Here is a 15,867-nt window from a genome sequence, read left to right on the forward strand (position 1 = left end):
TAACCATTGTTTAAATTGAATAAGCAACTTATGTAGCAGATATTTAGTAAATTTACAAATCTTTAAAACTTAATTTAAATGTCAGATTTTATATACCAAGATCCATATCCGATTCATAAAGACGATACTGAATATCGCAAATTAACTTCGGATTATGTAAAAGTTGAAAAATTAGGTGACCGCGAAATCTTAACGGTAGACCCAAAAGGATTAGAACTTTTAGCAGAAGTTGCCATGAGTGATGTTTCTTTCATGTTACGTACTTCGCATTTAGAAAAACTTCGCGCTATTATTGACGATCCTGAAGCAACAGATAACGACCGATTTGTAGCTTACAATTTATTACAAAATGCAGCCGTAGCTGTAAAAGGTGAATTACCATCTTGTCAAGATACAGGAACAGCAATTGTTTTAGGTAAAAAAGGAGAAAACGTTTTTACTGGTGCAAACGATGCAGAAGCTTTATCTAAAGGAATTTACAATACCTACATAAATAAAAACTTGCGTTATTCTCAAATCGTTCCTATTTCTATGTTCGAAGAGAAAAACTCAGGTTCTAACTTACCAGCACAAATTGACCTTTATTCAACAGAAGGAAATTCGTACGAATTTTTATTCTTAGCTAAAGGTGGAGGTTCTGCTAACAAAACTTTTTTATACCAACAAACCAAATCGTTATTAAACGAAAAATCGTTAGAAGCATTTGTTAAAGCTAAAATTATGGATTTAGGTACAGCAGCTTGCCCGCCTTATCACTTAGCTTTAGTTATTGGTGGTACATCTGCAGAAGCAACTTTAGCAACCGTTAAAAAGGCATCAGCTGGTTATTACGACAACTTACCAACAACAGGAAACATGGCTGGACAAGCTTTTCGTGATTTAGCTTGGGAAGAACGTATTAAAAAAATCTGTCAAGAATCTGGCGTAGGTGCGCAGTTTGGTGGTAAATATTTAGTGCACGACGTTCGCGTAATTCGCTTACCACGTCACGCAGCATCTTGTCCGGTTGGTTTAGGTGTTTCTTGTTCTGCAGACAGAAATATTAAAGGTAAAATTACTGCCGAAGGTATTTTTGTTGAACAATTAGAAACTAATCCAGAACGCATGTTACCTGCAACAGCTCCGCATTTAGAAGAGCCGGTAACTATTGATTTGGATTTACCAATGAAAGAAATTTTAGCTGAACTTACTAAACATCCTATTAAAACACGTGTGATGTTAAACGGTACTGTTATTGTTGCTCGAGATACGGCGCATGCTAAAATTAAAGAAATGTTAGATAACGGGCAGCCAATGCCAGAATATTTTAAAAACCACCCGGTATATTACGCAGGGCCAGCTAAAACCCCAGAAGGAATGCCTTCAGGTTCATTTGGTCCAACAACAGCGGGCCGTATGGATGGTTATGTAGATCAGTTTCAGGCTGCAGGCGGTTCATTAGTTATGTTAGCAAAAGGAAACCGTTCTCAACAAGTTACAGATGCTTGTAAAAAACATGGCGGTTTTTACCTAGGTTCAATTGGTGGTCCTGCTGCAATTTTAGCAAAAGATAATATTTTAAATGTTGAAGTTGTTGATTTCCCTGAATTAGGCATGGAAGCGGTTCGTAAAATTACCGTTAAAAACTTCCCGGCATTTATTATTACAGATGATAAAGGAAACGATTTTTTCCAGAATCTATAAAATACAAGTAAACAAAAAGGCATCTAAATTAGATGCCTTTCTTTATTCTTCCTTTTTGTTATCAAATTTATTTTCTAATTCTGATGTTGTTTCATCCTGTATTTCTGTGTGTTGAATAATACCTTGATCTGGAGATGGCAAAACATCTTTATTGTTATATAACGCATCAAATTCAGGTGTATCAACTTGTTCTTCGCCCAATAAAAATCCGAAAGGAATTAACCCTTCTACATTATCAAAAATAATTTTGGTAATGGCTAATAAAGGAATAGCCAAAAACATTCCGGCAATGCCCCATAAACTTTCGGCTACAATCAATCCAAAAAATACTAAGAATGAGTTTAGCTGCACTTTAGATCCAATTACTTTAGGCGTAATAATATTACCATCAATCGAGTTAACAACAATAACCGAAACAATTACCCAAAGCGCATGAATAGGCGTTCCGGTTGCCAATGTTACTAACGAAGCCAATACCGTTGCAGAAAAAATACCGATATAAGGTATTAAATTTAAAATTCCGCACAAGGCAGCAAACAAAAACGCGTAATTAATACCAATTATGCTGAATGCAATAAACAACAACGTTGTAACACAAGTTATTTGAATAGATAGCCCAACCAAATACTGCTTTACAATACTTTTAATTTGAGAAGACACAAACTTAATGTTTGATTTATGCTGTGGTTTAAAACACCAAACCACAAACTTTAATAAATGCCTGCGATAAAGCAAAATAAAAAAGGTATATAAAAATACGAACGCTGAGGATGTTAAAATCGCAGTTAATGAAAAAACCAATTGACCAACTATTGATGTACTTTTTTTAAGGGTAGATTCGGCATTATTATTAATATAATGCAATTGTTGGTATTCATCAATCCCAAAATGCTCATAAATAAACACTTGCAAAGAATGAAACAAGTCAGTTATTTGATTTTTAAACCCAGGAATATCATTTTTAAACTGAATCATTTGCAAACCCAAAAAATACAAAACACCAACAACTATTAGAGCAAAAATAATTGGCGCAAGCAGTGAAGTAATTAGGCGTGGAATACGAACTTTATTTTCTAAAAAATTAGCTAATGGCAACAATAAGGTTGCAACCAAAAAACTTAAAAATAAAGGTACCCAAACAGCCTGACCAACAATACTGATGTAAAAAATAAAATACAAACTAACTAAAATACAAGTTAGCTTGACAAGAAAAGGTAAGGTTATAAATTCTGTTTTATTCATAATCACACGGATTCATGCTTAAATGTTCATTTCTGGTATTTCTCCTTCTACAAGTAAACGCGCTTCGGTGGCTTGTAGTATTTGTTCTACCGAAATACCCGGCGCACGTTCTATTAATCGCAATCCGTTTGGGGTAACATCCATTACAGCCAATTCGGTTACAATTTTTTTAACGCAGTTTACACCGGTTAAAGGTAAGGTACATTTTTTAAGAACTTTTGATTCGCCTTCTTTATTTACATGCATCATAGCAACAATAATGTTTTGAGCTGAAGCAACCAAATCCATAGCACCCCCCATGCCTTTAACCATTTTACCCGGAATTTTCCAATTTGCAATATCGCCGTTTTCAGAAACTTCCATTGCTCCTAAAATAGTTAAATCGATTTGTTGGGAACGAATCATTCCGAAACTTAAAGCCGAATCAAAAAAAGAAGCGCCAGGTAGGGTAGTAATGGTTTGTTTTCCGGCATTTATTACATCGGCATCCTCTTCTCCTTCAAAAGGAAACGGCCCCATGCCTAAAACGCCATTTTCACTCTGAAATTCGACATTCATATTTTGAGGTACGTAATTGGCAACTAAGGTTGGAATACCAATACCTAAGTTTACATAATAACCATCTTTAAGTTCTTGAGCTATTCGTTTTGCAATACCTATTTTATCTAAAGCCATATTTTACTTATTTACGCGTTCGTACCGTTACATTTTCTATACGTTTTTCGTAGTTTTCGCCCTGAAAAATACGTTTAACAAAAACCCCAGGAATGTGAATTTGATTGGGATCGAGCGTTCCTAACGGAACCAGTTCTTCAACCTCGGCAACCGTTATTTTAGCAGCGCCAGCCATACAAGCATTAAAATTACGTGCTGTACCTTTAAAAATTAAATTACCAGCTTCGTCGCCGCGCCATGCTTTTACAAAAGCAAAATCAGCCTGAAAGGCTTCTTCTAAAATATATTTTTTACCATTAAATTCGCGTACTTCTTTGCCTTCGGCAATTTCAGTTCCGTAACCTGCCGGCGTATAAAAAGCAGGAATTCCGTTTTGTGCCGCTCTACATTTTTCGGCTAAAGTTCCTTGCGGAGTTAATTCAACCTCCAATTCACCCGACAGCATTTGACGTTCAAACAATTTATTTTCACCCACGTACGAGGCAATCATTTTTTTTATTTGTCGGCCTTGTAGTAGCAAGCCCAAACCAAAATCATCAACGCCGGCGTTGTTAGAAATACAGGTTAATTGTTTTATGTTGCGATTAACCAATTCAGCAATGGCATTTTCTGGGATTCCGCTTAAGCCAAATCCGCCAACCATTAACGTCATGCCGTCTGTCACGCCTTCTAATGCTTCTGCTACATTATTAACCTTTTTAGTAATCATAATTTTAGTTTTAAAGTAAACTAAATATATAAAAAAAACACCTTTTAAAAAAGGTGTTTTACTTTATTAGAAATCAAATTCATTTGTTGAAGATGCAGGTACCACCGAAGTTGAATCGGAGGCGGTAACAACCGGTACCGAACAATCAATTTTGGTGCGTACAATTCTTGGTCTTTCAAATTCTCCTTTAGAAACATTTAAGGTTGGATCTGCATAACATTTTTGCATAAATAGCCCCCAAATTGGTAATGCCATGGTTGCTCCTTGTCCGTAAGTTGTTTTCTTAAAGTTTGCGGCTCTGTCATCATTACCAACCCAAATTCCGGTTGCTAAATTAGGAACCATACCAATAAACCATCCGTCAGAATTATTTTGTGATGTACCTGTTTTACCAGCAATTTTATTAGTAAACTTATAAGGTAAGCCGGTTACGCGTTTGTAAGCTGGGCCACCAGTTCCGTAACGTAATCTTGTACCGGTTCCAGATTCGGTAACACCTTCAAGCAATTTTAAAATAACATATGCTTTTTCTTCAGACATAACCTCGTTAATTTCTGGAGTATTACGGTAAATAACCACTCCATTTTTATCAACAATTCGGTCAATAATTCTTGGTTTAATATGCACCCCTTTATTGGCAAACGTACTAAATGCGCCAACCATTTCATTCACGGTAATATCAACCGCTCCTAAAGCAATAGCAGGTTGCGCCGGAATATCTGTTGTTACACCCAATTGGCGAGTTAAATCTATCACTTCATTAGGCCCAATCATATCCATTAACTTAGCAGAAACAGTATTGATTGAGTTTGCTAATGCATATTTGTAGGTCATCATTCCTTTGTGCGTGCGGCTTGCATTGGTTGGACTCCAAGCTTTTTCTATACCCCATTTTCCTTTTGGCATAGTAAATGGTGCATCTAAAATACTATCACAAGGCGAAAGTTCTTTTTGTTCAAAAGCTGCAGCATAAACAAACGGTTTAAAAACTGAACCTACCTGACGAGCACCTTGACCTACGTGATCGTACTGAAAATGCTTATAATCAATACCACCAACCCAAGCTTTTACATTACCCGTTGTTGGATCCATAGCCATTAATCCGGTTTGCAAAAAGTGCTTGTGATAACGAATAGAATCTAAAGGTGTCATAATGGTGTCTTTATAATTCTTCATTTTGGCTAAATCAAAATTACCGTCAGCAAAGTTTTTCTCCCAAGCAAAAACACGCATTGGAGTTTTAACTAAGAAAGATGCTCTAATTTTTTCTTCAGGAATGCCTTTCTGAGCCATTTGTTTCCATCGGTCAGAATTACGCATCGAGCGCTCCATAATTCGATCAACCTCAGCCTGAGTTACTTTATTAAACGGAGCCATTTTATTATTAGCTTGTTCTATAAAGAATTGCTCTTGCAAGTTAGATAAATGTTGTACAACAGCTTCTTCAGCGTATTGCTGCATTCTAGAATCTACAGTAGTATATATTTTTAATCCATCTCTATATATGTCATAATGCGTACCATCTGCTTTTTTATTGTTTTTTACCCACTGGCTAAGCTCTTCACGTAAATATTCTCTAAAATACGTAGCATTTCCTTCATTATGGCTTTCTACTCTAAAGTTTAAAGATAGCGGTTTTTGCTTTTCCGTTTCAGCCTGATCTTTTGTTAAATAACCGTTTTTAACCATTTGGTTTAAAACTACGTTACGACGTTCTAAAACCTTTTCAGGACGACGATTTGGATTAAAAAGCGCTGGGTTTTTTAACATTCCAACAAACATAGCAGCTTCATCAATAGAAATATCTTCAAGATTTTTTCCTAAATAAACTTGAGCTGCCGAACGAATTCCTACTGCATTATTAACAAAATCCGCACGATTTAAATACATTGCAATAATTTCTTGCTTGGTATATTGACGTTCTAATTTGGTAGCAATAATCCATTCTTTTACCTTTTGAGCAACACGTTTTATAATGTTTTTATCTCCTTCACCATGAAACAATAACTTAGCTAACTGCTGAGAAATTGTACTTGCACCACCGGATTGCCCTAAGGTTGAAACAGCACGTAGGGTTCCGCGCGCATCAATTCCTGAATGCGTGTAAAAACGTTCATCTTCGGTAGCAACTAAAGCATTAACCAAATGTGGTGGTAAATCGTCAAACTTAACGTTTACACGGTTTTCTAGGTAAAATTTACCAATTACTTTATTATCGTCCGAGTAAATTTCGGTCGCTTGGTTTGAATTCGGATTTTCTAACTGATCAAACGTTGGCATGGCACCAAAAACGCCCCAACTTGCCAACAAAAAGAATAAGAAAATCGCAGCAATACCTGCAAGAAAAACAAGCCAGAACTTGGCTACTAAACCTTTAAAAGATTTATCCTTGGTTTTTTTGGTATTTTTAGTCATTATTATCTATTTTTTCAATTCTAAAACCTACTTCGGTTATTCCTTTTAATTCTTGTACACCATTAACCTTGCCAAGTTCGCGAACGGCTTGAGAAATTTTAATTTTATGTAAGCCTTTTTCAGTAAAAGGAACCTGCTCTTTAAACCAAAGTTTACTTTCTTTTACGTCAGAAAAACCATTGCCTAATAATTCGCCATCTGGCGCTGCCATTAGGTATTGAACCGTATCTATAAGTGTTTTTTGACTTGGTAATTCTGTTTCAACAATTAAAAATAAATTATTGTACGGAAAATCTTTATTTACACGTAAATTAATAAAATAATTGTACGGCGTAAGCGTATCTAAAGCTTCGTATTCAAAAACAAACGGATTGTTGGCCTCCCATGTTCCGTTGGTTTGTTGGTATTGGTCGTAAACAAAGTGTTTATCGCACGATGCGAAACAAAACACGAACAATACCGCAAAAATAAATGAGAAAGTTTTATTCTTTAGCATCATTATTTGGCTTTTGCGAATTAGGATTTTCTTTTTTAGTTCGGTTAAAGTTTTTACGTCTGTTATTATTTTTAGGCTTTGCAGCTGCAGGCTGTCCTTCAGTTTGCCCAGCAGTATTTTCAGCTTTTGGCTCTTGCTTTACAACAGGTTGTTTGTTGGGCTGCTTTGGTTTTTCAGTACGCGCAGGTTTATCCGCTCTTTCTGGTTTTGGGCCACGCTCTGTTTTATTGTTGGAACGAGCAGGTCTGTATTTATCCGTACGTTCACGATCGTTAGCTGGTTTTGCAGCATCTTTTTCAGATGGACGTTTTTTACGAGAAGAAGGTTTTCCTTTCTTTTTAGGCTGATCAAAACGCGTAATTGCATCTTGTCCAACTGCATTTTCAAACAAATCTACAGGAGCAACAATATTATCGTCTGCATAATCTTCGATGGATGCAATAACCTTATCCGCTTTATTTATTTGAATGATTTCATTTACCTGATCTACAGATAAAACGTACCATTGTGCCGAATTGGATATGTACGAAAACCACATTAAATGTTTAAAAATATCTATTTTTTGACAAACAGCTTCGCCTTTTTCGGTATACAATTTGGTTTCCATTGGCGGAAAATCTTGAAGTGCATCCAAGTATGTATCTAATTCGTAATTTAAACAGCATTTTAATTTACCACATTGTCCCGCCAACTTTTGAGGATTTAACGACAATTGTTGGTAACGTGCTGCCGCAGTATTTACCGATCTAAAATCGGTTAACCACGTAGAACAACATAATTCTCTACCACAAGATCCGATACCGCCTAAACGAGCAGCTTCTTGACGAAATCCAACTTGTTTCATTTCGATACGAATACTGAATTCGCGAGCAAAATCTTTAATTAATTGTCTAAAATCTACACGATCGTTTGCGGTGTAATAAAATGTTGCTTTAGATCCGTCGCCTTGAAATTCGATATCCGAAATTTTCATTTCCAGCTGCAAGTTAATTGCAAGTTCACGGGCACGCACCTTCATTGGTTCTTCGCGGTCGCGAACTTCTTGCCAAATATCAATATCTTTTTGAGTTGCTTTGCGGTATATTTTTAAAACTTCGCCATCAGGATTAACACCTTTTTTCTTCATTTGTACTTTAACCAATTCTCCGGTTAAAGTTACAATTCCGATATCGTGTCCAGAAGTTATTTCGGTTGCAACAATATCGCCAATTGCTAAAGATAAATTTTCGTGGTTGCGGTAAAAATCTTTTCTACCGTTTTTAAAACGTACCTCAACACAATTAAAGGTTGCTTGTCCGTTTGGAGTTGACATATTCGATAACCAATCGAATACCGTTAACTTGTTGCAACTATCAGTTCCACAAGTTCCATTATTTTTACAGCCACGCGGAGTTCCGTCAGAACTCTTTGTAGCACAACTAGTACATGCCATAAGAAAGTATATATAGATCGAGGTAATTTCCTCTACGATTCAAAAAAAATTTTATCTGTAAAGATATTATTTTTTAAAATAGTATTGTCAAAATATTTGATAAAGCCTTTAATTAAATTCTTAAATTTTATTTAAAGTACTCATTTTATAGCAAAAACAAAAAAGGCAACGATTAAATCGTTGCCTTTTTTAATGCTTTATAAGTAAATGTTTTACCAGATTTTCACTCGGTTTTCTGGTGCTACGTATAATTTGTCTGTATCAGTAATATCAAACGCTTCATACCAAACGTCCACGTTTTGTAACGGAACATAAGCACGGTACATACCTGGAGAGTGCGGATCTGTTTTAACTTGGTTTTTAATTGCTTCATCTCTTGCTTTTGTTCTCCAAATAGTAGCCCAAGAAATAAAGAAGCGTTGTTCTGGCGTAAAGCCATCAATTAAACCAGGATTTCCGTTTTCTTTCAAGAAAATTTGTAATCCGTCGTAAGCAGCATTAACTCCACCTAAATCTCCAATATTTTCACCTAAAGTAAATTTACCATCAACAAAAATACCTGGTAATGGTTCTAATTGAGAATATTGATTAGCTAAATCGCCCCCTAATTGTGTAAATTGTTTTAAATCGTTTTCTGTCCACCAGTTTTCTAAGTTACCATGTGAGTTGTAACGAGAACCTGAATCATCAAATCCGTGAGAAATTTCGTGACCAATAACAGCTCCAATTCCACCGTAGTTTACAGCTTCATCTGCTTTATAATCGTAAAACGGAGGTTGTAAAATAGCTGCAGGGAAAACAATTTCGTTGTACGATGGGTTAAAATATGCATTTACCGTTTGTGGTGACATGCCCCAACGTGTTTTATCAACCGGTTTACCGTAATCGTTAATCATTTCTGTAAATCTCCATTCAGAAATGTTATTCATATTATCATAATATGTTCCGCCATTTTCTGGTTTTGCAACAGTTAATTTAGAATAATCTTTCCACTGGTCAGGATAACCAATTTTTACATTAAACTTGTTTAATTTTTCTATTGCACCTTGGCGTGTTGCTGGCGTCATCCAAGGTAAGTTGTTGATACGATTTTCAAAAGCTAACATAACGTGCGCAATCATATCTTTCGCTTTTTCCTTAGCTTCTGCCGGGAATTTTTCTTGTACGTAAAGCTTACCTAAAGCTTCACCTACAGTTCCGTTAACAACCATTAACGCTCTTTCTTCGTCAGGACGTTGCGCTACAGCACCTTGTAATGTTTTGCTATAAAAATCGAAGTTTGCATCATCAATTTCAGTAGTTAAAACGCCAGAAGATTTGTTAATTAATGTCCAACGCATATATGCCTTAATTTCATCGATAGATGATTTTTTGAAAACCTGATCTAAAGATTTCATGTATTTTGGCATAGAAACAACCACCTGATCTACGTTTGTTAGTCCGGTCGCTGCAATATATTCTGTCCAATTTACAGATGGAGTTAATTTTTGTAATTCAACCACCGTCATTGGATTATATGTATTTCTACGATCACGACGTTCTACACGGTCTAAACGTGATTCAGCCATTTTAGTTTCAATCGCTAAAACTTGTTTAGCTTGCTTGTCTGCTTCTGCTTTTGGAATGTTTAAAAATTGTAACATTCTAGAAACGTGTGCAACATATTTTTCGCGTTTTTCTTTCGAATCTGAATCTTGTGCCACGTAATAATCACGATCAGGTAAACCTAAACTTCCTGGACCGATTGTAACTACGTTTTTGTTAGAATCTTTTGCATCTGGACCTACGTAAATACCATAAAACCCTAATCCACCTGTTTTAACTGAGCTGCGAATTAATGCATTAACATCTTTTACGTTTTTAATTTTGTTGATTTGAGCCAATTGCGATTCAATTGGAGCAATACCTGCAGCATTACGTGCATCAAAATCTAAAAATGTTAAGTACATAGCTACCGCTTTTGCTTCGTCCGAATTCGGATCTAAATCACCGTTAGCAACAGCAGCTTTTAAAATATTTAAAGCATCAATATCTGTATTTTGGCGTAATTCATCAAAACTTCCCCAACGCGAACGATCAGCAGGAATTTCAGTATTATCTACCCAAGTTCCGTTTACGTATCTAAAAAAATCGTCACCTGGCTTAACGCTGGTATCCATAAAATTTAAGTTAATGCCGCGTCCTTCTTTAGCTTGCGCCGGTTGCTCTACCACCTGAGCAGGGGCATCTGCAGTAGCTTTTTTAGAAGAATTACAGCTTACCATGGCTAAAATTGCCGCTGATAATACAAATAATTTTTTATTCATAGCTTATGTTAAATTGAAATTAGTTTTAACAAATATAACCAAGTAAAAATATTTTTATCAAAATTTAACAAAGTAATTCGCTACAATAACATCATTTAAATAAGTTTTAACCTGATTTTCAATTCCGTTTTGTATTTTTGTAGCTAATAATAATTAAAAATGATCGAGTTACTTAAAAGATACAGGTTGTTTTTTTTAGTGATGTTTGTTTTATCAGCTATTATTTTAGCTTTATTTTACAACGCACTAAGCCCTAAAAAGCAGCTCCCAATTTATACGCCTAGCATGGTTAACCCAGAAATGGTAGATTCTACCATACAGCACATAGCAAATAAAAAAATGCATCAAATTGCTGATTTTGAGTTTACCAACCAAAACGGAGAACTTGTTACCAATGCCGATTATGACAACACTATATATATAGCTGATTTCTTTTTTACCACTTGTCAAACCATTTGTCCGATTATGACCGATAATATGACATGGGTACAACAGCAAATTGCCGATATGGACGATGTTAAAATTTTATCGCACAGTGTAACACCAGAAATTGATACGCCAGAAGTTTTAAAAGCTTATGCCCTTGAAAAAGGAGTGGATGACAAAAAGTGGAATATGGTTACCGGTAAAAAAGAAGATATTTACTATATTGCCAGAAAATCGTACTTAGCAGTTAAAACCGGTGATCCAAGCGAATTATATGATATGGTTCATACCGAAAACTTTGTTTTAGTTGATAAGAAAAAACGGGTTCGCGGTTTTTACGACGGAACAAGCATGGACGATATGCACCGTTTGATACAGGATATAAAAATTTTGAAAGAAAGAAATTAATTTAGAAATGTAAGTTTCTAAATTTTTTTACCATAAACGATAGCTTAAATTTAATCTAAATAAAAATGAAAACGCTTGATACATTATCAGTTAATCAAAAGGGAATCATTTCAGATTTTGATGATAAAATAATTCCATTAAAGTTAATTGAAATGGGATGCTTTCCGGGCAGCGAAGTTACTATTATTAAAAAATCAATTTTAGGATGCCCTATTTACTTAAAAATAAACGACACCTATTTAAGTATTAGAAAAGAATTAGCAATAAACATTTCTGTTGAAACCAAATAATATAATGAGTAGTACAATTAAAGTAGCTTTAGTTGGGAATCCGAACGTAGGTAAAACATCTATTTTTAACTTATTAACCGGATTAAAGCAAAAAGTAGGTAATTACCCAGGAATTACAGTTGAAAAGAAAATTGGTCAAACCGTTATTGACGAACAAACCAAAGCACAAATTATTGACCTTCCCGGTACTTATTCCATCAACCCAACATCGGTTGACGAGGAAATGGCGCTAAATATTTTATTAAACAAATCTAACCCAGACAGACCCGATGTTGTTTTATTAGTTGCAGAAGTAGATAATTTAAAACGTAACTTACTTTTATATACCCAAATTAAAGATTTAGGTTTCCCTACCATTATTGCCATTAATATGGCTGATAGAATGCAGGCAAACGGAATTTTTATTGATGTACGCGTTAGAAAAAAATTTAGATACTAAAGTTGTTTTATTTTCTGCAAAAGCCAATAACGGCATTGCCGAAGTAAAGCAAGCGATTAAAAATTACCAAAACCTTTCTACCGAACCGATTTTTAATTTTAGCAGCTTACCTACACAAAATTTATTTTGTAAAAATTATCAGGATTGGTTGGTTATTACGCAAAACAACACCAATACTGCAGAACAAGATCGAGAAATTAAAAAAATTCAACATTTTGAAACAGTTAAGCGCTATCAGTTAATTGCCGAAGCGTTAAAAGGAGCTTATATTAAAGATACTAGCAAAGCAACCGGTTTACGATTTAAGTTGGATGCCATTTTAACTCACAAATTCTGGGGCTACGTTATATTTTTCGCTATCATGTTATTGGTATTCCAATCTATTTTTGAATGGGCAGCCGTACCAATGGATTGGATTGATGGCGGATTTGCAGCTTTAAACGATTGGTTAAAAGATGTTTTACCTGCTGGTAAACTTACCGATTTAATAACCGACGGATTAATTGCCGGTATTAATGGGGTAGTAGTTTTTATACCGCAAATTGCCATTTTATTCATGTTCATTTCTATTTTAGAAGAATCAGGATACATGAGCCGCGTGGTATTTTTAATGGACCGTTTGATGCGCCCATTCGGGTTAAACGGAAAATCAATTGTACCATTAATTTCAGGAACTGCTTGTGCTATTCCAGCAATTATGTCAGCCCGTAATATTGAAGATAGCAAAGAGCGATTAATTACCATGTTAATTACTCCGTTTACAACCTGTTCGGCACGTATTCCGGTTTATGTAATTATTATTTCAATCGTAATTCCAGATACCAATGCTTTCGGGTTTATTTCTTGGCAAGCAATTACCATGATTTTACTATATATTTTAGGTTTTTTAGCGGCTATATTATCAGGTTGGATTTTAAGTAAAGTAATTAAAACCAAGCATAAAAGTTATTTTATTGCCGAAATGCCAGAATACAGAAAACCAACTGTTAAAAATATTTTTTACAATGTAGTAGATAAAACAAAAGCGTTTGTTTTTGGAGCAGGTAGAATTATTGTTCCATTATCAATATTATTGTGGTTTTTAGGAACGCACGGAACCTCAACTTTTGATAATGCCGAACAAATTATTACCGAACAATATCAGGCTGCACAAATAGAAGAAGATGAATTGCAAGATAAAATTGCAGCATTTCAGCTAGAAAATTCATACATGGGCCATTTAGGTAAAATTATAGAGCCTGTGGTTGCACCTTTAGGATATGATTGGAAGATTGGAATTGCCGTTATCACTTCATTCTCAGCTCGCGAAGTTTTTGTAGGAACCTTAGCAACCATTTACAACATTGGTAGCCACGGAGAAGATGAAGATTTTACCTTGATTAAAGATGTAATGATGAATGAAAAACGCCCAGATGGCACACCGGTATTTACAGTAGCTACAGGAGTTTCATTACTATTATTTTATTCTTTTGCTATGCAATGTATGTCAACCATTGCAATTACCCGACGCGAAACCAATTCTATAAAATGGACCGCTTACCAAGCTATTGGTATGACAGCTTTTGCTTATATCGTAGCATTTATAGCTTATCAACTTTTAAAATAATGTAGTATGGATACACAAACTATTTTAACGTACATAATTGTTGGCGTAACGGTTGTGTATATTATTTACAAATACTTTTTTAAAAAAAAAAAAACGACAACAATTGTGGTACAAACTGCGGTTGTAGTTAACAAATAAAGCCTTCAATTTTAAAAATTGAAGGCTTATTTTTAAAACAATTTCCGTTGTTTAACTTTCAAAATAGCACAACAAAAAAACAGTCCTTTAATTTTGATATTTATCAGAAAATATTAATTAATTAATGTTAAATTTGTTGTATAATAGTAAGATTAAAAATGATGAAAAAAAATTTAGGTTTTATAGTTTTAGTATTATTCATCGTTAGCTGTAATAATGAACCTACAACAAAAATAGTTGGCCAAGTTACGGGCATTCCGGACGGAGCATACGTTTATCTTAAAGAAAGCGTTCCGAGCACCATGCAATTGGTTTCTATAGATTCGAGTATTATAAAAAATGGCAAATTTACTTTGGCATTAAATCCTGACGAAATAACTGAAAACTACCTACAATTTGGTGATCATAAAAAACTAATTTCTTTTATTACAGAAGCCGGGGTTATTGAAGTAAATTTTGACAGCCAAAATTTTCATAACAACCAAATTAGCGGTACATATAACAACAACAAACACCAAGAATATACAAACAAAGCCAACGCGTATATTGATGATATTAAATTGTTTGAGCGCGAAAATCATCAAAAATTAATTGATGCGCAAAAACAAGGTAACTTAGATTTGTTGCAAAACTTAAACACAAAAAATCAGAAACTGCACGAAGCATACAACAACTTTAATAAAGAATTTGTTGCAACTAATAAAACAGCTTATGTTTCTTTAGTTTTACTAGAAAAACTTACCAAACAAGGCGTTTATACGTTTCCAGAAGCTAAAGCTATTTTTAATGATTTTTCTGCAGATTTAAAAAATGCAACCTTGGGTAAACGTTTGGCAGATTTTTACAACCCAGAAAATGCTTTGGCAGACACAAGCATTGGTGCAACCTTTCCTGATTTTATAGCCAATTCACCAACCGACGAAAGCTTATCTATTTATAAAAACTTAGGCAAAGTTACCATTGTAGATTTTTGGGCTTCATGGTGCCCGCCTTGCCGAGTAGAAAACCCAAACTTGGTTAAGTTGTATAAAGATTATAAAGACAGCGGATTACAAATTATTGGCGTTTCGTTAGATAAAAATAAAGATAGCTGGGAAAAAGCTATTAAAAAAGATAAGTTAACTTGGCCACAAATATCTAACCTAAAACAATGGGACGATCCGATAGTTAAAAAATTGGGCATTAAAGAAATTCCTGCAACGTTTTTAATCGATGCAAACGGAAAGATTATTGCGAAAGATTTAAAAACAGATGAGCTACGCAAAAAAATTGCTGAGCTATTGTAAATAAAAAAAGTCAAACCTAGGTTTGACTTTTTGTTTATTATTTTGATTCAGATTTATCTTCGTCTTTTTTAGAATCTGCTTTTGCTCCTTCTTCTTTCGTAGCATTTTTAAATTCTTTAATCCCGTTTCCAAGGCCTTTCATTAATTCTGGAATTTTTTTACCTCCAAAAAGTAATAAAACTACAGCAATTATTAAAATAATTTCAGTTGCTCCAAACTTACCCATAACTTATATTTTAAACTTTAATAAACAAATTTTGTGCAACAAAAATAAATATAAAAATTGAGTAAAGCATATTATTTTAAAAATAATTCA

The 15,867-nt window shown here is 34.5% G+C and carries 12 protein-coding genes and 1 pseudogene; 5 read left to right on the top strand and 8 right to left on the bottom strand.

The features are described from left to right. Window positions 1-78: 78 nt before the first annotated feature. The gene (locus K5I29_RS10605; RefSeq protein WP_264433191.1) at window positions 79-1,683 is read left to right on the top strand and encodes a fumarate hydratase; all 1,605 of its coding nucleotides are present in this window, start codon (window positions 79-81) and stop codon (window positions 1,681-1,683) included. 42 nt (window positions 1,684-1,725) lie between these two features. Here K5I29_RS10605 and K5I29_RS10610 read toward each other — a convergent pair whose 3' ends face one another. The 7 genes from K5I29_RS10610 to K5I29_RS10640 all read right to left on the bottom strand — a co-directional run bounded on the left by K5I29_RS10610 (window position 1,726) and on the right by K5I29_RS10640 (window position 10,958). Next, window positions 1,726-2,925 carry an AI-2E family transporter gene (locus K5I29_RS10610; protein WP_264433193.1) on the bottom strand — a complete coding sequence of 400 codons (1,200 nt, stop codon included), beginning with the start codon at window positions 2,923-2,925 and terminating at the stop codon, window positions 1,726-1,728. A gap of 18 nt (window positions 2,926-2,943) precedes the next feature. Continuing rightward, window positions 2,944-3,600, bottom strand: coding sequence for a CoA transferase subunit B (locus K5I29_RS10615; RefSeq protein WP_264433195.1), 657 nt, complete (start codon window positions 3,598-3,600; stop codon window positions 2,944-2,946). Between the two features lie 7 nt (window positions 3,601-3,607). Further along, a complete protein-coding gene (locus K5I29_RS10620; protein WP_264433197.1) occupies window positions 3,608-4,309 on the bottom strand; it encodes a CoA transferase subunit A in 702 nt (233 codons plus the stop codon). A gap of 66 nt (window positions 4,310-4,375) precedes the next feature. Next, window positions 4,376-6,724, bottom strand: coding sequence for a penicillin-binding protein 1A (locus K5I29_RS10625; protein ID WP_264433198.1), 2,349 nt, complete (start codon window positions 6,722-6,724; stop codon window positions 4,376-4,378). Then, complete coding sequence (locus tag K5I29_RS10630) at window positions 6,717-7,223, bottom strand: gliding motility lipoprotein GldH (RefSeq protein ID WP_394358568.1); 507 nt, start codon at window positions 7,221-7,223, stop codon at window positions 6,717-6,719. The genes K5I29_RS10625 and K5I29_RS10630 overlap by 8 nt, the downstream gene beginning before the upstream one ends. Next, window positions 7,207-8,652 (bottom strand): PSP1 domain-containing protein, encoded by a 1,446-nt coding sequence (gene ricT / locus K5I29_RS10635; RefSeq protein ID WP_264433200.1) that lies wholly within the window; start codon window positions 8,650-8,652, stop codon window positions 7,207-7,209. Before ricT ends, K5I29_RS10630 begins: the two co-directional genes overlap by 17 nt. 212 nt (window positions 8,653-8,864) lie before the next feature. Next, window positions 8,865-10,958, bottom strand: coding sequence for a M13 family metallopeptidase (locus K5I29_RS10640; RefSeq protein WP_264433201.1), 2,094 nt, complete (start codon window positions 10,956-10,958; stop codon window positions 8,865-8,867). Between the two features lie 159 nt (window positions 10,959-11,117). Between K5I29_RS10640 and K5I29_RS10645 the strand changes: the two genes are divergently transcribed. The 4 genes and pseudogenes from K5I29_RS10645 (at window position 11,118) to K5I29_RS10660 (ending at window position 15,551) form a co-directional block, all read left to right on the top strand. Further along, window positions 11,118-11,792: an SCO family protein gene (locus tag K5I29_RS10645; RefSeq protein ID WP_264433203.1), complete on the top strand. Its 675-nt coding sequence runs from the start codon at window positions 11,118-11,120 to the stop codon at window positions 11,790-11,792. Between the two features lie 65 nt (window positions 11,793-11,857). Further along, window positions 11,858-12,082, top strand: coding sequence for a FeoA family protein (locus K5I29_RS10650; protein ID WP_264433204.1), 225 nt, complete (start codon window positions 11,858-11,860; stop codon window positions 12,080-12,082). 4 nt (window positions 12,083-12,086) lie between these two features. After that, a pseudogene (feoB, locus tag K5I29_RS10655) lies at window positions 12,087-14,127 on the top strand (ferrous iron transport protein B). A gap of 296 nt (window positions 14,128-14,423) precedes the next feature. Next, complete coding sequence (locus K5I29_RS10660) at window positions 14,424-15,551, top strand: TlpA disulfide reductase family protein (protein ID WP_264433206.1); 1,128 nt, start codon at window positions 14,424-14,426, stop codon at window positions 15,549-15,551. A gap of 37 nt (window positions 15,552-15,588) precedes the next feature. Here K5I29_RS10660 and K5I29_RS10665 read toward each other — a convergent pair whose 3' ends face one another. Next, complete coding sequence (locus tag K5I29_RS10665) at window positions 15,589-15,777, bottom strand: Sec-independent protein translocase subunit TatA/TatB (RefSeq protein ID WP_264433207.1); 189 nt, start codon at window positions 15,775-15,777, stop codon at window positions 15,589-15,591. Between the last annotated feature and the right edge of the window lie 90 nt (window positions 15,778-15,867).

This window comes from Flavobacterium agricola (genome assembly GCF_025919725.1).
Lineage (GTDB): Bacteria > Bacteroidota > Bacteroidia > Flavobacteriales > Flavobacteriaceae > Flavobacterium > Flavobacterium agricola.